The organism is Corynebacterium bovis DSM 20582 = CIP 54.80, assembly GCF_030408615.1.
In the GTDB taxonomy this organism is placed as follows: Bacteria; Actinomycetota; Actinomycetes; order Mycobacteriales; family Mycobacteriaceae; genus Corynebacterium; species Corynebacterium bovis.
Window position 1 is genome coordinate 1427842 of record NZ_CP047187.1, and the last position, 19218, is coordinate 1447059.

Below are 19218 nucleotides of genomic sequence, written 5' to 3' on the forward strand. Positions count from 1 at the left end.
AGGCTAACTTGCCCTGCCTGTAGGATGGCTCGGTATGACGCAGCACACAGAGACCCCGGGAACCACGCACGGCCCCGAAGGTCACGGCGGGCCCACCTCCCCGGTGGATTCCGGTCCGGCGTCCTACCGCGACCTCCAGCTGGCGAACCGCCGCCTGGGCTCCCGCAACGAGCAACTGCTCGCCGCCCTCCAGGCGAGCCGGGCGAAGCTCAGCGACATGAACGAGCGCCTCGCCGCGCTCTCCGAACCGCCGAGCACCTACGGCGTCCTCATCGAACCGGGCCCCGCGGGCACCGGCACGGCGGAGATCTTCACCGCCAACCGCCGGATGCGCGTCCAGGTCGCGCCCACGGTCGACACCGACTCCCTCGTCCCCGGCGCCACCGTCCGGCTCGCCGACGGCCTCCAGGTCGTCGAGGTCACCGGCTACGCCGACTCCGGTGACGTCGCCACCGTCGTCGAGGTCGTCGACAGCCGCATCGTCGTCGCCGACAAGATGGGGGAGGAGACCCTCGTCACGTGCGCCGGCCCGCTGCGCCGGGAGGCCGCCGCCGGGCGGGTCGGCGCCGGCGACAGCGTCATCGTCGACCGGCGCGCCGGCTACGCCTTCGAGGTCATCGCCCGCGCCGAGGTCGAGGACCTCGTCCTCGAGGAGGTGCCCGACGTCACCTACGGCGACATCGGCGGACTCTCCGCCCAGATCGAGCAGATCCACGACGCCGTCGAACTGCCCTTCCTCCACCCGGACCTCTACCGGGAGTACGGCCTCCTGCCCCCGAAGGGCGTCCTTCTCTACGGACCCCCCGGCTGCGGCAAGACACTCATCGCCAAGGCCGTCGCGAACTCCCTCGCCTCGAAGATGTCCGCCTCCGGCGACACCCGGTCGTACTTCCTCAACGTCAAGGGCCCCGAGCTGCTCAACAAGTTCGTCGGCGAGACCGAACGCCAGATCCGCCTCATCTTCGAGCGCGCCCGGGCCATCGCCTCAGAGGGCCGCCCCGTCATCATCTTCTTCGACGAGATGGAGGCGATCTTCCGCACCCGCGGCACCGGCAAGTCCTCCGACATGGAGGCCACCGTCGTCCCGCAGCTCCTCGCCGAGATCGACGGCGTGGAGAACCTGCGCAACGTCATCGTCATCGGCGCGTCCAACCGCGAGGAGCTCATCGACCCGGCGATCCTGCGCCCCGGCCGGCTCGACGTGAAGATCCGCGTCGAACGGCCGGACCGGGACGGGGCGCTGGAGATCCTCGCCAAGCGGCTGACCGTCGACCTCCCGCTCGCGCCGGGCCTCGTCGAGGAGTGCGGCGGCCGCGAGGGCGCGGCGGCGCACCTGCGGGAGCGCATCGTCGACACCCTCTACTCCCCGGACCGGTCCTTCGTCATGCTGCACTTCGCCGACGGCACCTCGACGACGCTGACCTACGGCGACGTCGCGTCCGGGGCCATGCTGACGAACATCGTCGACCGGGCGAAGACCGCCGCGATCAAGGAGGCGCTCCACGCCGCCGACGGCTCCGACCCCCGGGTACCCTCGGGGCTGGACCGGCAGCACGTCGACCGGGCCGTCGCCGAGGAGATCCGGGACAACGAGGACCTCCCCGACACGACGAACCCGGCCGAGTGGGCCCGGATCGCCGGACACTCGTCCCGGCGGGTCGTCGACCTCACGGTCGTCGGCTGACGGGCCGGGGGCGCCCGGCACGACCCGCAGGACGCACACGGACAGAGAGGACCGACGCGATGACGACGGCACACGACGCCACCGGGCGGCGGCCCCGCGCCCGGACGATCGGCACGGAGACGGAGTTCGGCATCGTCGCGGTCGACGACCCGGACGCGAGCCCCGTCCACACCTCGACCCAGGCGGTCGTCGCCTACGCGCGGACGAGCGGCCAGGGGGTCAACCGGCGCACCCGCTGGGACTACACCGACGAGTCGCCGCTGCGGGACGTCCGGGGCTACGACCTGCGGCGGTACCGCACCGCCCCGGTGCTCGACCCGAACGCCCCCGGCGTCGCCAACGTCGTGACGACGTCCGGGGCCCGGTTCTACGTCGACCACGCCCACCCGGAGTACTCGTCCCCGGAGGTCACCGACGCGCGGCAGGCCGTCGTGTGGGACAAGGCCGGTGAACTGCTCATGCACGAGGCCGCCCGGGCCAGCGGCGGGGTCGACGGCCAGCCCCACCTGAAGATCTACAAGAACAACGTCGACGGCAAGGGCGCGTCCTACGGGGCCCACGAGAACTACCTCCACCCCCGGGACTACAGCCCCGACGACCTCCAGGCCGCCCTCGTGCCGCACTTCGTCACCCGGCAGGTCTACACCGGCGCCGGGCGCGTCGGCCTGGGGGAGACCGGCCGTGACCCCGGCTTCCAGATCAGCCAGCGCGCCGACTACATCGAGACGACCGTGTCGCTGGAGACGACGCTCAACCGGGGCATCGTCAACACCCGCGACGAGCCGCACGCCGACGAGCGCTGGCGCCGCCTGCACGTCATCATCGGCGACGCGAACCTCTCCGAGACCGCGACGTACCTCAAGGTCGGGACGACGGCGCTCCTCCTCGACGCGGTCGGCGCCGGGGTGGACCTGTCCGATCTCGCGCTGTACGACCCGGTCGCGGACGTCCGCCGCGTCTCCCGTGACCTCACGTGCCGGGAGGAGCTGCGGCTCTACGGCAACGGGCGGATGTCGGCCGTGGAGATCCAGCGGGAGATCCGCCGGCGCATCGCCGACGCCGTCGACCGGGGCGACATCGCCGCCGACGACACCGACCGCGACGTCCTCCGGGTGTGGGGGGAGGTCCTCGACGACCTCGCCGCCGACCCGGCCCGGACGGCGGACCGGCTCGACTGGACGGCGAAGCTTAGCCTCCTCGAGGGGTACCGGCGGCGCGGACTCGACTGGGACCACCCGACGCTCGCGCTGGTCGACATCCAGTACCACGACATCGACCCGGCGAAGGGGCTGTACAACGCCCTCGTCGCGAAGGGGCGGATGCGCACCCTCGTCGACCCCGGGGAGGTCCGGGCCGCGGTGACGCAGCCGCCGTCGACGACGCGGGCGTGGCTGAGGGGGACCGTCGTCGACCGTTTCGCCCCCGACCTCCTCGCGGCGAGCTGGGACGCCCTCATCCTCGACACCCCATTCGGGTCCCACCCGGCGACGCACGTCGCCATGCCGGAGCCCTGCGGGTCCACCGCGGCCGAGCTCGCGGCGCTGTGCGCGGACGGGCCGGACGTCGCGACGTTCGTCCGCCGCCTCGCCGAGGCCGCCCCCGACCGCGTGAGCGGGATCGGGTGACCGGGCCCGACCCGGCATGACCTGACCGGACCAGACCAGACCAGACCAGAGACGACAAGACCAGACACGACCGGACCGGACACGACCGGCCCCACCGACAACGAAGGAGACACGACCATGGCGGGACAGACCCAGATTCACGGCGGCGGCGGTGACCACCGGGACGACGAGCCGCAGGACGTGACCGCGGGCCAGCAGCAGGTCTCGGTCACCGGGACCGACGACCTGCTCGACGAGATCGACGGCCTGCTCGAGTCCAACGCGGAGGACTTCGTCCGCTCCTACGTGCAGAAGGGCGGACAGTGACCGTCTTCACCCGCCGGATCACCGGCGTCGAGACCGAGTTCGGCATCACGAGCGTCCTCGACGGGCACCGCCGCCTCGGACCGGACGAGGTGGCCCGCCACCTCTTCGCCCCCGTCGTCGAGGAGCACCGCAGCAGCAACATCTACACGGACAACGCCGCGCGGCTCTACCTCGACGTCGGCGCGCACCCCGAGTACGCGACGGCGGAGTGCGACTCGCTCCACCAGCTCGTCGCCCACGACCGGGCGGGGGAGGTCATCCTCAACGACCTCGCCGTGCAGTGCGAGCGGCGGATGGCCGAGCGGGGGATCGGCGGCGCGGTGTACCTGCTGAAGAACAACACCGACACGGTCGGCAACTCCTACGGCTCGCACGAGAACTACCTCGTCGGGCGGGACGTGGCGGTGAAGCGGCTCGGCGCGCAGCTGGTCCCGTTCCTCGTGACCCGGCAGCTCATCTGCGGGGCCGGGCACGTCAACGTCCCGTACCCCGGTGCCCCGAACGAGAACTTCGGCCCCGGGTACTGCCTGTCGCAGCGCGCCGACCACGTGTGGGAGGGGGTGTCCTCCGCGACGACCCGGTCCCGGCCGATCATCAACACCCGGGACGAGCCCCACGCGGACTCCTCCCGGTTCCGACGGCTCCACGTCATCGTGGGCGACTCGAACATGTCCGATGTCACGACCGCGCTGAAGATCGGGTCGACGCTGCTCGTCCTCGAGCTCATCGAGGCCGGCGTGCCCCTGCCCCACGTGGAGATCGCCAACGAGATCCGGTCCATCCGCGCGATCTCGCGCGACCTCGGCGGCCGGACGCCGCTGACGCTCCGCGGGGGCGGGGAGTCGACGCCGCTCGCGATCCAGCGGGTCTTCCACGACGCCGCCGCCCGGTGGCTCGACGACCGCCCCGACGTCGTCCACGGCCCGCACGGCTGGGAGGGCACGCCGACGGAGCACCTCCGCCCGGTCGTGGACCTGTGGGGCCGGGTGCTCGACTGCGTGGAGGACGGGGACATGACCCCCGTCGCCCGGGACATCGACTGGGTCATCAAGAAGTCGCTGGTCGACCGCGTGGCGGCCCGGGGGGACCTCGACATCACCGATCCGCGGCTGTCGCAGGTCAGTCTCACCTACCACGACATCAACCCGGACCGCGGGCTGTTCCACCTCCTCCGCCGCCGCGGGGACGTCTCGACCCTCGTCGACGACGACGCGGTGCGCGCGGCGGTGGCAGCCCCGCCGGCGACGACCCGCGCGGCGCTGCGCGGGCGCTTCCTCCGGCGCGCCCGGGAGACCGGCACCGACGTCACCGTCGACTGGTCCCGGCTCAAGGTCAACGGCGAACACGGGGGTGAGCTCCTGCTCGGCGACCCGTTCGCCGCGACCGACCCCCGGCTCGACGACCTCCTCGAGGTGATGGGCTGATGGCCGGGGGCGCGGACCGGCCGGCCGAGGTCCACTGGCAGCCGCGGGCCAGCCGGTTGTTCAACCTCGTCCTCGCCCTGCTCAACGAGCCGCCGCGCTCGGCGACGTGGCTGACGACGAACGTCCGCGGGTACGAGGGGACCCCGGAGTCGCGCCGGCGGCACTTCGCCCGCGACCGGGACGCGCTCGCCGGCGCCGGCGTCGTCGTGCGCGCCGTCCCCGCCCCGCCGGGGGTGCGCTGGGGCGCCGACCCCGCCGCGTCCGGGGGCCGTGAGGGCGCTCCGGAGGAGCTGTACACCCTCGACCGGGACGACGTCTTCCTCCCGGACCTCCACGTCACCGAGGGGGAGGCCGACGCGATCGCGGCCGCGTCCCGGTGGGCGATGTCCGGCCCGTTGGCCGGTGCCGCGTCACGGGCGTACCTCAAGCTCGCCGCGGCGGGGGTGCGGCGCGACTCCGGGCGGGTCGTCGCGGACGTCCCGGACCAGATGGACTTCGACGAGGCGAGCACCGACGCCGTCTTCCGCGCCCTCGACAACGGGCTGCGCATCTCCTTCCTCTACTGGCCGACGCTGCTCGACGAGCCGGTCGAGCGGACGATGGACCCGTGGGCGATCGGCGCGGTCGACGGCCGGCTGTACGTCACCGGCCACGACATCGACCGCGACGCCCAGCGCACCTTCCGGCTGAGCCGGATCGCCGAGGTCCGGGCCCTGCCGACGTTCAGCACGCACCCGGCGCCGCCGGGCACGGGGCGCGACCTCATCGAGCAGGGGCTGCGGTCGTCGCGGGTGACGGTGGAGGCCGTCCTCGCGTTCCGTGGCGGGGGCGCCGTCGAACTGCGGGACGTGACCCGCGACCCGGACCCGTCGGACCCGACCCCGGACGGCGCGTCGCCGGGTGACGAGATCCGGGTCACGGCCCCGGTCGACCGGACGTGGCTCGTGCGCACCGCGGCCGCCTACGCCCCGGACGTCGTCGTGCTCAGCCCCCCTGACCTCCGCGCGGAGGTCGTCGACCTGCTCCGACGCGCCGCGTCGGCCCCCGAGGACAGGACCGCACCGTGACCCTCACCGCCCAGGAACAGTTCATCCGCACCGCCTCGTTGCTCGCGTGGTTCCGCGACCGTCCGCGGGCGTCGCTCATGGAGGCGTCGCGCCGGTTCGGCGTCCCGGTGGCGCAGATCCGCCACGAGCTCAAGCAGGTCAGCGACTGCGGCATCCCCGGCTACTACCCGGGGTCGCTCGTCGAGGTGAGCCTCGACCGGATGACCGCGACGGTCGACTTCGCCGCCGGCCTCGACGGGCCCCTGCAGCTGACGACGATGGAGGCCGGGGTCCTCCTGTTCTGTCTCGAGGCGCTGGGCAGCACGCTGCCGGAGGAGGAGCGGTCGGACGTCGACGGGGCGGCCCGGGCGGTCCGCCGGCTCCTGCGCAGCCGTCGCGGGGCCGGGGCGCGCGGCGGGGTGGTCACCGGGGGAGACGGCGCCGCCGGGGACGGTGCAGGTGGGGACGGTCCCGGGGGTGCGGGGTCCGGGGGAGAGGGGGACGACGACGCCCGCAGCGCCGGCGCCGGCTCCACGTCCGACGACGCGGGGGCCGGGGCGGACGTCGGGGGCGGTCCCCGGGACGGCGCGGACACCGCCGCCGTCCTCACCCGGGCGGTCGCGGACCGGCGGGTGCTCGCCGTCGACTACCTGTCCCTGTCGTCGGACGTCCGGTCGACCCGCCTGCTCGTCCCGGACCACGTCGGCATCGTCGAGGGCCGGACCTACCTGTGGGCGCGGGAGTGGACCCCGGCGGACGCGGACCCCGGGGCCGTGCCCGGTACGCTCCCGGGCACCACGCCCGACGCCGTGCCCGACGCGGTGCCGGCCTCCGCGGTCGGCCCGCAGCGGACGTGGGCCGTCGCCCGGATCCGTGGGGTCCGGGCCCTCGACGTGGAGGCCCCGCCGGCCGTGCTCCCGGACGTCGACCCGGAGGACCCCTTCGGCTTCGCCGGCCACGACGCGTGGGCGACGCTCACCCTCGCGCCGTCGGGGGCGTGGATGTACGAGTACTTCCCGGTGTGGCACGTCGACGGGGAGGACGACGGCGTCGTGACCATCGCGGACACGGGGGAGTGGCTCGACCGGTTCCTCGTGGCGTACTCCCCCGAAATCGTGGACGTCGCCCCGCCGGACGTGGCGGAACGGGTACGTGAACGCGCCCGGCGGGCGCTCGGCGTGTACGGTGCTGACTGACGCCCGGTTGACGAGACAACCGCGCACGACGTTCGACGAAAGGCATCTCCATGGGTTCCCTCGGCTGGCCCGAAATCCTCATCATCGCCGCGGTGCTGCTCCTCCTGTTCGGCGCGACACGGTTGCCGAACATGGCCCGCTCCCTCGGCCGGTCGATGCGCATCTTCAAGTCCGAGATGGACGAGATGCGTAACGACCGCCCCGCCCGTGGCGCGACGTCCGACCCCGCCGCGCTGCCGCAGTCCACGGTCGCCGACCCGGTCGTCGAGACCCCGGAGCAGGCCGAGGCCCGCCGGCAGGCGCAGGCCCAGGCCCAGCCCCAGGTGACGCAGGTCCCCGTGCAGCAGCCGGCCCCGCAGGAGCAGGCCCGGCCCCGGGACGACCGGCAGGGCCTCTGACCCCGGCGGCCCCTCCGGCCCCCGGCACCACCCCGGCACACCCCGCCGCCACCGACGACACCGACGCCACCGACGACACCGATGAGGCCTGATAGCCAACGATGAGCACTGCACCCGGCCAGAGGAGGGTCCGCCTGCCGCGGCGGCGGAAGCGGTCCCCGGATGGGACGATGTCCCTCGTCGAGCACGTCAAGGAGTTCCGGCGACGGCTGCTCATCTCCCTCGCCGCGCTCGCGGTCGGGACCATCCTCGGCTACATCTGGTACTCGACGCGCGTCGGCCCGGTGCCGAGCCTCGCCGAGATCCTCACCGCCCCGTACTGCAGCGTCCCGGCCGAGCAGCGGTTCGGCAGCTCGTCGGGTGACTGCCGCCTGCTGGCGACGAGCCCGTTCGAGATGTTCATCCTCCGGCTCAAGGTCGGCGCGCTCGCCGGCGCGGTGTTCTCCTCCCCGGTGTGGCTCACCCAGATCTGGGGGTTCATCACCCCCGGGCTGAAGAAGAACGAGCGCCGGTGGACGCTCTCCTTCGTCGTCCTCGCGACCCTCCTGTTCACCGCCGGTGCGGTCCTCGCGTACTTCATCCTCGCGTACGGCCTGGAGTTCCTCCTCACCATCGGCGACAAGGCGCAGATCGCGGCGCTGACGGGTGAGAAGTACTTCAGCTTCGCCCTCCACCTGCTGCTCATCTTCGGGGTAAGCTTCGAGGTCCCGCTCATCACGGCGATGCTCAACCTCGCCGGCATCCTGTCGTACGAGCAGCTCCGCAGCAAGCGGCGCTACATCATCACGGTGATGTTCATCTTCGCGGCGTTCGCGACCCCGGGGCAGGACCCGTTCTCCATGATCGTGCTGGCCCTCGCGCTGTGCCTCATGATGGAGACGGCGACCCAGTTCGCGCACGTCAACGACCGCCGCCGCAAGCGGAAGGTCCAGGGCTGGCTCGACCTCGACGACACCGAGGCCTCCCCGGTCGAGGCCGCCGCCCCGGTCGCCCCGTCACCGGCGCCGGCCCCGGCACCCCGCCCCACCGCCACCGGCCCCGCGACGACCGGCCCCGCCGGCCCCACGGGCACCGGCACCACCGGACCCCACACCCCCGACGACGGGTACTTCGACGATGTCCTCTGAGACCCCGCACGCCTCCGGACCCCCGGACCCCGACCCGGACGCCCCGACCACCCCGCCGACGTCCCCGTCCCCGGACGCCGCGGCGACCGCTCCCACGGTGGCCGCGTTCCGTGAGCACTACGGTTTCCCCCTCGACGCGTTCCAGGTCGAGGCCGTCGAGGCGGTCGACGCGGGCCGGAGCGTCCTCGTGTGCGCGCCGACGGGCGCGGGGAAGACCGTGGTGGGGGAGTTCGCGGTGTTCACCGCGCTGCGCCACGGCGGCACGTGCTTCTACACCACCCCGATCAAGGCGCTGAGCAACCAGAAGTACCACGACCTCGTCGCCCGCTACGGGGAGGCGGACGTCGGGCTCCTCACCGGTGACGTGTCGGTCAACGGTGACGCCCCCGTCGTCGTCATGACGACCGAGGTCCTCCGCAACATGATCTACTCCGGCTCCCCGCGGCTGGACTCCCTGACCCACGTCGTCATGGACGAGGTCCACTTCCTCGCCGACCGTTCCCGCGGACCGGTGTGGGAGGAGGCGATCCTCACCCTCGACCCCCGGGTCCTCCTCGTGTCCCTCTCGGCGACGGTGAGCAACGCCGAGGAGTTCGGCGGCTGGCTCCGCACGGTCCGCGGGGACACGGACATCGTCGTCACCACCCACCGGCCGGTGCCGCTGCACCAGCACCTCATGGTCGGCACGCGGGTCCTGCCGCTGTTCACGGGGGACACCGACGATCTCGGCGCGGTCAACCGCGCGGCCGTCGCGGCGGCGGCCACGGCGGAGAAGCAGGGCCGCCGGCGGGGGACGAAGCGGTCCGACGCCGTCATGCGCCTCCGCGGCGACGGCATGCTCCCGGCGATCTACTTCATCTTCTCGCGGGCGGGCTGCGACGGCGCGGTCCGGCAGCTGCTCGTCGACCGCATCGACCTCGTCACCCCGGAGCAGCGGGAGGAGATCCTGCGTACCGTCGACGCCGGCGTGGACGGCATCGGCCGGGAGGACCTCGGGATCCTCGGGTTCCGGCAGTGGCGGCGGGCCCTGTCCCACGGGTTCGCCGCCCACCACGCGGGGATGCTCCCGGCCTTCCGGCACATCGTCGAGGACCTGTTCTCCCGGGGCCTCGTGAAGGTGTGCTTCGCGACGGAGACCCTCGCGCTGGGCATCAACATGCCGGCGCGCAGCGTCGTCCTCGAGAAGCTGGTGAAGTACAACGGCGAGGCGCACGTCGACCTCACCCCGGCCCAGTACACCCAGCTCACCGGGCGGGCGGGGCGACGGGGGACCGACACCGTCGGCCACGCCGTCGTCCTGTGGTCGCCGGGGATGGACCCCTACGCGGTCGCGGACCTCGCCTCGACCCGGTCGTACCCCCTGGACTCGACGTTCCGCCCCGGCTACAACATGGCCGTCAACCTCATCGCGACGAAGGGGTACGACGACGCCCACCGGATCCTCGAACGCTCCTTCGCCCAGTACCAGATCGACGGCACGGTCGTGGAGCGCGCGGAGCAGGTCGAGCGCCGGCGGCGGGACCTAGACGAGGCGCGGCGGGCCCTCGAGGCGGCCGTCGGCCGCGTCGCCCCGCCGGCGGTGGACGGCACCGACGCCGTCGAGGAGCTGCTCGACTACGCCGAGCTCCGCCGGCTGCTCAGCCACGAGGAACGGCGGGCGAAGCGCACGGCCGGGGACGAGCGCCGCGCGGAGACCACGGCGATGCTCGCCGACCGGGGGTTCGGGGACATCATCGTCCTGCCCACGGGCCGCGACCCGGACGTCGCCGTCGTCGTCCGGCCCGACGGCAACCGCCGCGACCCCCGGCCGTGGATCGTCACCGAGGACGGCTGGTGCGGTCCGGTCAGTGCCGACGTCTTCCGGAACGTCCCCCTCGCGGTCGGCCACATGGCCCTGCCGCGGGGCGCGCAGAAGTCGCCGCGCCGGCTCGCCCGGTCAGTCGCCGCGACCCTGCGCCGGCAGCACGTCGACAAGCCGCGGTCGCTCAAGGTCACGGCCCGCGGCTCGACCCGGGCGGCGTCCGACCTCCGCGACCGGGTCCACACCCACCCGGTGCACGCCTGGCCCGACCGGGAGCAGCTCGTGGCCCCGGCGACGCAGCTGCTCAAGGCCCGCCGCCGGCTCGACCACGAACTCGGCGAGGCCGGGCCGGACGCCGACACCCTCGGCCGGACCTTCGACCGCATCCTCGACCTCCTCCGCGAACTCGACTACGTCGACGGCCGCGGGCCGGACACCGCGGTCACCGTCGAGGGGCAGCGGCTCGCCCGCGTGCACCACGAGTCGGACCTCCTCGTCGCCCAGTGCCTCCGGCGCGGCGTGTGGGACCACCTCGACCCGGCGGAACTCGCCGCCGCGGTGAGCACGTGCGTGTTCGAGATCCGCCGCGAGGTCCCCGTCGCCGGGGCCGGGCCCGGCCTGCCCACCGAGCCGCTCACCGCGGCCGTGGAGGACGTCATCCGGATCCACCGCGAGCTCACGAGCGACGAGGAACGCCACCGCCTCCCGGTCACCCGGCCCCCGGAGCCGGCGTTCGCCGCGGCACTGCACCAGTGGACCGCCGGGGCGCCGCTGGACTACTGCCTCCGGGCGGCGGAGGCGGCGGGCGCCCCGATGACGCCCGGCGACTTCGTCCGGTGGTGCCGGCGGGTCACCGACCTGCTCAGCCAGATCACCCAGACCGGGTACTCGGACGAGGTCCGCGCCGGTGCGCGCGCCGCGGCGCGGGCGCTCAACCGGGGGGTCGTCGCCGTCGGGGCGTGACACCCCGCCGGGTAGCATCGGGGGCCATGAGCGAACGCAGCAGCATCTTCCCCCCGGAGACCTTCCGGTCCCGTCTCGACCGCGTCGCCGACCTCGTGGAGAGCCGCGGTCTCGACGGCGCCCTCATCACGCCCGGCCCGGACCTCGAGTACCTGCTCGACTCCCGGATCGCGACGCACGAGCGCTTCGCCGGGCTCGTCGTCACCCCCGGACGCCGCGTCATGGTCGTCCCGGCGGTCGACGCCGCGGACATGCGGTCGTCGGTCGCCGGCGCGATCGGCGTCGACGTCGTCGGCTGGTCGGACGGGGAGGACCCGTACGCGCTCGTCCCGGCGGGCGACGTCGCCGTCAGCGCGTCGACGACGGCCGACCACCTCACGCTCCTCATGGACCGGGGCCTGCGGCCGGTCAACGCGACGACGGTCCTGCGCGACGTGTTCATGCGCAAGGAGGAGGCGGAGATCGGGGAGCTCCGCCGGGCGGCTCACGCCATCGACGAGGTCCACCGCCAGGTCCCCGCGATCCTGCGGGCCGGCGTCACGGAGAACGAGGTCGCCGCCGAACTCGAGGCCCTCATCCTCGCGGAGCACCGCAGCGTCGACTTCATCATCGTCGGCTCCGGGCCACACGGTGCCGACCCGCACCACGACCACTCCGACCGGGTCATCCGTGACGGCGACGTCGTCGTCGTCGACATCGGCGGGACCCTCGACACCGGCTACCACTCCGACTGCACCCGGACCTACGTCGTCGGGGAGCCGGACGACCGGCAGCGGGAGATGTACGCGGTCCTCCAGGCCGCCCAGCAGCGGGGGCTCGACGTCGCCCGCCCCGGGGTCACGGCCCAGGAGGTGGACCGGGCGGTGCGGCAGGTCATCGACGAGGCCGGGTACGGGGAGTACGTCATCCACCGCACCGGGCACGGCATCGGCCTGTCCGGTCACGAGGAGCCGTTCATCATCGAGGGCAACGACCTCGTGCTCGAGGAGTCCATGGCCTTCTCCGTCGAGCCGGGGCTCTACGTCCCGGGGTCGTGGGGCGCGCGGATCGAGGACATCATCGTCCTCACCGCCGACGGCCACGAGCAGCTCAACGTCACCACGCACGACCTCGTGCACGTGCCCGCGGAGGGCGGCGCGGCGACGGGGGCCGGCCGGTGAGCCGCATCGCGCTGTTCGGGGCGACGAGCGAGATCGGCGGCGAGATCGCCGTGCGCCTCGCCACGGACGACGACGGCCGCGGCAACAGCGTGGTCCTCGCCGCCCGCCGCCCCGAGGCCCTCGCCGACCTGCGCGCCCGGCTCCTCGCGGCGGGCGCGGCCGAGGTGGAGACGGTGTTCTTCGACGCGGCGGACTGCCCGGCGCAGGAGGAGGTCGTCGACCGGATCGAGGCCGGGGGAGCGGTCGACACCGCCGTGGCCGCCTTCGGCGTCCTCGGTGACCAGGAGGCCGCCGAGAGCGACCCGGCGGAGGTGGAGCGGATCCTCCACACGGACTTCACGGCGCAGGCGGTCCTGCTCACGCTGCTCGCCGCCCGGATGCGCCGCCGGGGCCGCGGGACGCTCGTCGCGTTCTCGTCCGTCGCCGGGGCGCGGGTGCGCCGCCCGAACTACGTCTACGGCTCGGCGAAGGCGGGGCTCGACGGCTTCTGCCAGGGGATGCAGGACGCCCTGGCGGGCACCGGGGTGCGGCTGCTCCTCGTCCGGCCGGGGTTCGTCGTCGGCCGGATGACCGCGGGGATGACGCCCGCCCCGATGTCGTCGACGCCCGCGCAGGTCGCCGACGCCACCGTCCGGGCGCTGGGCCGCCCCGGCGGGGTGCGCGCCGACGCGGTGTGGATCCCCGCCCGCCTCGGCGTGCTCGCCGCGGTGACGCACGTCGTCCCCCGGTGGCTCTGGCGGCGGGCCCCCCGCTGACCCCCGCTGACCCCCGTGCCCGGGGGCGACCCCGGCACCCCCGCCCCGGCCCCGCGGCGACGGCGGCGGAACACACACCCACCGGCGGCCGTTGACAGGGTGTGCCCGGGTGACCGGCACCCCGCCGGCCCCAGCCCCCCAACGTCAGGAGCGCCCCACACCATGCCCCTCGTCCCCCTGCTCGTCTACGTCGTCGTCGAGATTCTCGCGTTCGTGCTGCTCACGTCGTGGATCGGCGTCGGCTGGACGGTGCTTCTCCTCGTCGGCCTCTTCGTCCTCGGCGTCGTGCTCGCGGCCCGGCAGTTCCGCGCCGTCGCCCGCCGGGCGCTGCGGGACACGCGCCACCCGGGGGCCATCACGGCGGATGCGGCGTTGCTGCTCGTCGGCTCGGTCGGGGTCGCGCTGCCGGGGGTGGTGACGACGGTCCTCGGGCTCGTGCTCATCGTCCCGTGGACGCGCGCCGGTGTCCGCCGGCTGCTCGGCTCCGCGGTGCGGCGTCGCCTCGAACGGTTCGGCGGGTCGTCGTTCGCCACCGTCACCGGGTTCGGGATGCGCGGCGCCGCCGACGGCACCGGGGGACGCGGCGCGGACACCGCCGCCGGCCCGTCCGCCCGACGGGGCGGCTCCGCGACGGCCCCCGGGCGGGGTGCCCGCGGCGGACGCCCGCCGGGGTGGGGCGAGATCATCGACCACCGCGACGACGAGTTCGACCGGTGACGGCCCTGCGCCGCGTCCTCGCCCACACCCTCCTCGCCGCGGGCGCGGGCCTGGCGGTGTTCGCGACCTACCAGCCGACGGGGATGTGGTGGGCCGGGGTGCCGGGTGTCGCGCTGCTCATGTGGGTGGTGCTGCGCAGCCGGAGTGTCCGCGGGGTCGTGTGGCTGACGTGGGTGCAGGGGCTCGTGACGTACCTGCTGCTCCTGCCGTGGATCGGCGAGTTCGTCGGCGCGTCGGCGTGGATCGCCCTCGCGGTCGTCGAGTCGCTGTACAGCGCGGTGCTGGGTCTCGGCCTCGCCGCGCTCGTGCCGTGGTGGCGGTCCGGGCGCCGGCGCGGGCCGGTCGTCGTCGTCACCGCGGCGTGGTTCGTCGCCGTCGAGTGGTTCCGGTCGACGTGGCCGTTCGGCGGGTTCCCGTGGGGGAGGATGGCCTGGGGGCAGGTCGGGGGCCCGATCACCCCGTGGGTCTCCGTCGCCGGCCCCGCGCTCGTCACGTTCATGCTGGTCGTGGCGGGTCTGGGGGTGCTCACCCTCGTCGAGCGGCGGTGGGTGGCCGGGGGCGTGCCGGTCGTCGTCGCCCTCGGCGGGGGTCTGCTGCTCGGGGCGGTGGCGGTGCCCGGGGTCAACAGCACGGGCACGGGGGACTCCGGGGGTGACGACGGAGCGCCCCGGACGGTGAACGTCGCCGCGATCCAGGGCAACGTCCCCCAGCTCGGCCTGGACTTCGCCCAGCAGCGGCGGGCGGTGCTCGACAACCACGTACGGCGGACCCGGGAGCTCGCCGACCGGGTGCGCGCCGGGGAGGCCCCGCAGCCGGACATCGTCATCTGGCCGGAGAACTCGTCGGACGTCAGCCCGTTCTCCGACCCGACGGCCGCCGCGCTCATCGACGGGGCCGCCGCGGACGTCGGCGCCCCGATCCTCGTCGGCACCCTGTCGCGGGACGACGTCGGGCCGAAGAACACGATGGTGGTGTGGAACCCGGACGGGACCGGCCCGGCGGACACGCACTCGAAGCGGTACCTCCAGCCGTTCGGGGAGTACATGCCGTTCCGGGACCTGCTGCGGAAGGTGAGTCCCTACGTGGACCGGGCGGGGAACTTCACGCCGGGGGACGACGACGGCGTGGTCGGCATGGCGGGCGTCGACGTCGGTGTCGCGACGTGTTACGAGGTGGCGTTCGACGGTGCGTTCCGCGACGCGGTCACCGCCGGGGCCCAGCTCCTCGCCGTGCCGACGAACAACGCGACGTTCGGGTTCACGGACATGACCTACCAGCAGCTCGCGATGAGCCGGATGCGGGCGGTCGAGTACGACCGGGCCGTCGTCGTCGCGGCGACGTCGGGTGTCTCGGCGATCGTCGAGCCGGACGGCACGGTCGCCCAGCGGTCGGAGATCTTCCGCGGGGCGGTGCTCCAGGCGGACCTCCCGCTTCCGGACCCGGGCGCCCCCGGTGGTACTGTCACCCTGTCTGCGCGGGTCGGGCCGGGGGTCGAGTATGCCCTCGCCGCCCTCGGACTCGGAGCGGTCGTCGTGGCCGGAGCCGCCGGGGTGTCCTCGCGGCGCGCCTCGGCGCGCACGGGGCGACCGCGGCGGACGGCACGCCCGGCACGGACGGGTTCACGACCGGCGAGAGCGCGCCGCACCGCGGGCGCGAGGAACAACGACTGAAGGTGACTGAAGGTGGAAGCTAATACCCGGCCCAGCGATCACACGCTGGTCATCATCCCGACGTTCAACGAGAAGGAGAACCTCCCCCTGATCGTCGACCGCGTCCGGACCTCGGAGCCCGAGCGGGTCGACATCCTCGTCGTCGACGACAACAGCCCCGACGGCACCGGTGACGTCGCCGACGCGCTGTCCGCGGCGGACGACCACGTCCACGTCATGCACCGCGAGGGCAAGGGCGGGCTCGGCGGCGCGTACATCGCCGGCTTCCACTGGGCCCTCGACCGGGGGTACGACGTCGTCTGCGAGATGGACGCGGACGGCTCCCACGCCCCGGAGCAGCTGCACCTCCTTCTCGACGAGATCGACGCCGGGGCGGACCTCGTCATGGGGTCCCGGTACGTCAAGGGCGGCCGGACCGTCAACTGGCCGGTGAGCCGGCAGTTCCTCTCGAAGGGCGGCAACGCGTACATCGCGATCGCCCTCGGCGCGGGGATCCACGACATCACGGGCGGCTACCGTGCGTACCGCCGCGAGGTCCTCGAGGGGATCGACCTCGACGCGGTGGACTCCGCCGGGTACGTCTTCCAGGTCGACCTCGCGTGGCGGGCCGTGGAGGAGGCGTTCGACGTCCGCGAGGTGCCGATCACGTTCACCGAGCGTGAGATCGGCGAGTCGAAGATGAGCGGCAACATCGTCTCCGAGGCGATGACGAAGGTCACGGTGTGGGGCGTCCGGCACCGGGCCCGCCAGATCCGTGACATCACCGGGGCGTTCTGGGACCTCGGCGTGAAGACGGTCCGGCACCACTTCGCCTCCTGACCCGTGCCCCCCCGGGCACGGGGCAGGCCCCCGGCCCGGGGCAGCCCCCGCCGACCGGGCCGCGCCCGGCACGGTGCCCCCGCCGACCGGGCCGCGCTCAGCGGTCCTCGTCGGCGGGCCCTCCCCGGTAGAGGACGACGGCCGCGGTGCTCACCGCGCAGACCGCGGCCCAGAACACCCCGACCCACCACAGTCCACCGGGCTGGACGAGCATGAGTGACGCCGCGATCATCGGGGTCAACCCGCCGCCGACGGAGGCCGCCGTCTGGTACGAGACGGACGAGCCGGTGTAGCGCACCGCCGGCGGGAACATCTCGCCGATGTAGGAGGCGAGGGTGCCGAAGAGCATGCCCTGGATGACGCCGGTGCCGACGAGCACGGCGACGGCGAAGCCGGTGACGGACCCCTGGCCGAGCAGCATCGTCAGCGGCAGGGCGAGGACGACGCCGCTGACGCCGGCGACGCCGAGCATCTTCCGGCGCCCGATGCGGTCGGAGATGCGGGCCGCGAGCAGCGTCGTGACGAGGGTGAGGGCGGCACCGGCGGCCTTCCAGTTGAGGATCGTGCCCCGGGGTTCGCCGGCCTCGACGGCCATCGACACCCCCCACACCGTGACGAGGGCCTGCGTCACGTAGGGGCTCAGCGACGCGGCGAACGTGACGAGGACGCGGGGCATGTGGTTGCGGAGCAGGTCGGTGAGGGGGAACTTCCGCTTCTCGGTCTTCTCGGCGAGGGACTCGAACACGGGCGACTCGGCGACCTTCGCCCGGATGACGAGGCAGGCGACGACGAGCACGAAGGACAGCAGGAACGGCACCCGCCAGCCCCAGGAGAGGAACCCGTCGCCGGCGATCCACGTCATGAGGGAGAGCATGAGGGTCGCGGAGATCGCGCCGGCCGGGCCCCCGGCCTCGGCGAACGCCGCCGCGAAGCCCCGCTTGCCCCGCGGCGCGTGTTCGAGGGTCATGAGCATCGCCCCGCCCCACTCGCCGCCGACGGCGAAGCCCTGGACCATGCGCATGAGGATGAGGAGGAGGGGCGCCCACAGGCCGATCTGGGCCTGGGTGGGCAGGAACCCGATGGCGAGGGTGACGGTCCCCATCGCCATGAGCGTGATGACGAGCATCTTCTTGCGGCCGAGCCGGTCGCCGAAGTGGCCGAAGAAGACGCCGCCGACCGGCCGGAGGAAGTACCCGACGGCGAGGGAGGCGAAGGAGGCGAACAGCGCCATGCCGGGGGAGAGGTTGGTGAAGAAGATCTTGTTGAAGACGATCGAGGCGCACGTCGCGTAGAGGACGAAGTCGTAGTACTCGATCATGGTCCCGATGAAGCTCGACGCCAGGATGCGGCGGTGCTGTCCCCGCGTGAGCGTCGGGGTCGCGGGGCCGGCGGGCCCGGTGGGGACAGGGGGGACTGCGGGTGCTGCTGCGGTGGTCATGACCGTGCTCCGAAGGTGATCGTGTCGAGGTCCCGGGGGACGGAGAAGGCGCCGGGGAAGAGGTCGGCACCCCGCGACCAGGGGTCGTGGTCGACGGCCCCGGGGACGAGGTGGTGGAGGGCGAGGTGCCGGGCCCCGGCCTCCCGGGCGACGCGGCAGGCGCCCTCGACGGAGGTGTGGGACTTGTAGTGGTGGAGGCGGGAGGCCTCGGCGAGGGGGCCGGTGCGCCCGGCGTAGAGCTCCTCGACCCATTCGAAGTCGATGGCCTCGTGGAGGAGGAGGTCGGTGTCCCGGGCGAGCCGGACGGTGTTGGCGGTCTCGCAGGTGTCGCCGGAGATCGTCACGGACCCCTCGTCGGTGTCGAAGCGGAACGCGAAGGCGGGGGCGATGGGCGGGTGTTCGACGAGGATCGTCGTGACCCGCACCCGGTCGTCCTCGAAGACGGTCCAGGGTTCCATCGCCGGGGAGGGGGTGTGGTTCGGGTCGTAGCCGACGTCGCCGGGGACGGTGATCTCCTGCGGGCTGAACAGGTCGAGGGGGTTCGGCCGGAGGGAGTCGAGGATGCGGTCGTTGAGGTCGGTGGCGAAGGCCTCGACGGTCCTCTCCATGAGCCCGACGACGCCCGGGGTCGGACGGTCCGGGGCGGCGGGGCGCGGTGGGGTGTCCGCGTGGGGCGACACCTCGGGGAGCACGCCGCGGTCGCCGGGCCCGATGACGGGCACGGGCCGGTCGATGCGGTCCGCGAGGTGGTACGGGCTGAAGAGCATGAGGGCGGGGAGGTCCGCGACGTGGTCGGAGTGCAGGTGGGTGATGAACAGGCCGCCCCACCGGGCGGGGTCGAGGCCGGCGGCGGCCATCTGCTGGCCGGTGCCGTAGCCGGCGTCGACGACGTAGTGGCGGTCCCCGACGACGACGGCGGTGGAGATGCCGGTGCGTCCGGGGCAGTCGGTCCACACCTTGGGCCCGCCTGCCGTGCCGAGGGTGATGACGTGTGGCTGGATCATCAGCGACCCCTTCCGGTCCGGTGAACGTGACTGATGTTCCGGCCAGTATTCCCCCGCGGCCCGCAGTATGATCCAGATTACACTT

The 19218-nt window shown here is 73.6% G+C and carries 15 protein-coding genes and 1 pseudogene; 14 read left to right on the forward strand and 2 right to left on the reverse strand.

The window, feature by feature from the left end; all coding sequences use genetic code 11:
- Positions 1-34 precede the first annotated feature (34 nt).
- The 14 genes and pseudogenes from arc to CBOVI_RS05780 all read left to right on the forward strand — a co-directional run bounded on the left by arc (position 35) and on the right by CBOVI_RS05780 (position 16691).
- Positions 35-1684: a proteasome ATPase gene (gene arc, locus CBOVI_RS05715; protein WP_083825982.1), complete on the forward strand. Its 1650-nt coding sequence runs from the start codon at positions 35-37 to the stop codon at positions 1682-1684.
- A gap of 59 nt (positions 1685-1743) precedes the next feature.
- Positions 1744-3309, forward strand: a complete 1566-nt coding sequence (gene dop / locus CBOVI_RS05720; RefSeq protein ID WP_010265568.1) for a depupylase/deamidase Dop — start codon at positions 1744-1746, stop codon at positions 3307-3309.
- A 117-nt stretch (positions 3310-3426) separates the two neighbouring features.
- Positions 3427-3615 carry a ubiquitin-like protein Pup gene (locus CBOVI_RS05725; RefSeq protein ID WP_010265566.1) on the forward strand — a complete coding sequence of 63 codons (189 nt, stop codon included), beginning with the start codon at positions 3427-3429 and terminating at the stop codon, positions 3613-3615.
- Entirely contained in the window at positions 3612-5039 is a 1428-nt protein-coding gene (pafA, locus tag CBOVI_RS05730) for a Pup--protein ligase (protein WP_010265564.1), read from the forward strand. The genes CBOVI_RS05725 and pafA overlap by 4 nt, the downstream gene beginning before the upstream one ends.
- Complete coding sequence (locus tag CBOVI_RS05735) at positions 5039-6106, forward strand: helix-turn-helix transcriptional regulator (protein WP_183273623.1); 1068 nt, start codon at positions 5039-5041, stop codon at positions 6104-6106. Before pafA ends, CBOVI_RS05735 begins: the two co-directional genes overlap by 1 nt.
- Positions 6103-7281 carry a WYL domain-containing transcriptional regulator gene (locus CBOVI_RS05740; protein ID WP_125196930.1) on the forward strand — a complete coding sequence of 393 codons (1179 nt, stop codon included), beginning with the start codon at positions 6103-6105 and terminating at the stop codon, positions 7279-7281. The genes CBOVI_RS05735 and CBOVI_RS05740 overlap by 4 nt, the downstream gene beginning before the upstream one ends.
- A 50-nt stretch (positions 7282-7331) precedes the next feature.
- A pseudogene (gene tatA / locus CBOVI_RS10870) lies at positions 7332-7553 on the forward strand (Sec-independent protein translocase subunit TatA); the annotation flags it as partial.
- Positions 7554-7780: 227 nt separating this feature from the next.
- The gene (gene tatC, locus CBOVI_RS05750) at positions 7781-8806 is read left to right on the forward strand and encodes a twin-arginine translocase subunit TatC (RefSeq protein WP_373419190.1); all 1026 of its coding nucleotides are present in this window, start codon (positions 7781-7783) and stop codon (positions 8804-8806) included.
- Complete coding sequence (locus tag CBOVI_RS05755) at positions 8796-11570, forward strand: DEAD/DEAH box helicase (RefSeq protein ID WP_010267414.1); 2775 nt, start codon at positions 8796-8798, stop codon at positions 11568-11570. Before tatC ends, CBOVI_RS05755 begins: the two co-directional genes overlap by 11 nt.
- Positions 11571-11596: 26 nt before the next feature.
- Complete coding sequence (locus tag CBOVI_RS05760; RefSeq protein ID WP_010267411.1) at positions 11597-12730, forward strand: M24 family metallopeptidase; 1134 nt, start codon at positions 11597-11599, stop codon at positions 12728-12730.
- On the forward strand, positions 12727-13485 hold the full coding sequence (locus CBOVI_RS05765; protein WP_010267409.1) for an SDR family NAD(P)-dependent oxidoreductase: 759 nt from the start codon (positions 12727-12729) through the stop codon (positions 13483-13485). Before CBOVI_RS05760 ends, CBOVI_RS05765 begins: the two co-directional genes overlap by 4 nt.
- A gap of 162 nt (positions 13486-13647) precedes the next feature.
- Positions 13648-14202: an FxsA family protein gene (locus CBOVI_RS05770; RefSeq protein ID WP_125187411.1), complete on the forward strand. Its 555-nt coding sequence runs from the start codon at positions 13648-13650 to the stop codon at positions 14200-14202.
- On the forward strand, positions 14199-15872 hold the full coding sequence (lnt, locus tag CBOVI_RS05775) for an apolipoprotein N-acyltransferase (protein ID WP_010265463.1): 1674 nt from the start codon (positions 14199-14201) through the stop codon (positions 15870-15872). The genes CBOVI_RS05770 and lnt overlap by 4 nt, the downstream gene beginning before the upstream one ends.
- Positions 15873-15884: 12 nt before the next feature.
- Complete coding sequence (locus CBOVI_RS05780) at positions 15885-16691, forward strand: polyprenol monophosphomannose synthase (protein ID WP_010265461.1); 807 nt, start codon at positions 15885-15887, stop codon at positions 16689-16691.
- A 97-nt stretch (positions 16692-16788) separates the two neighbouring features.
- Here the strand turns inward: CBOVI_RS05780 and CBOVI_RS05785 are convergent, their stop codons facing one another.
- Both CBOVI_RS05785 and CBOVI_RS05790 read right to left on the reverse strand, forming a co-directional pair.
- Positions 16789-18129 (reverse strand): MFS transporter, encoded by a 1341-nt coding sequence (locus tag CBOVI_RS05785; protein WP_125186358.1) that lies wholly within the window; start codon positions 18127-18129, stop codon positions 16789-16791.
- Positions 18126-19133 carry an MBL fold metallo-hydrolase gene (locus CBOVI_RS05790; protein ID WP_010270474.1) on the reverse strand — a complete coding sequence of 336 codons (1008 nt, stop codon included), beginning with the start codon at positions 19131-19133 and terminating at the stop codon, positions 18126-18128. The genes CBOVI_RS05785 and CBOVI_RS05790 overlap by 4 nt, the downstream gene beginning before the upstream one ends.
- Positions 19134-19218: the final 85 nt, after the last annotated feature.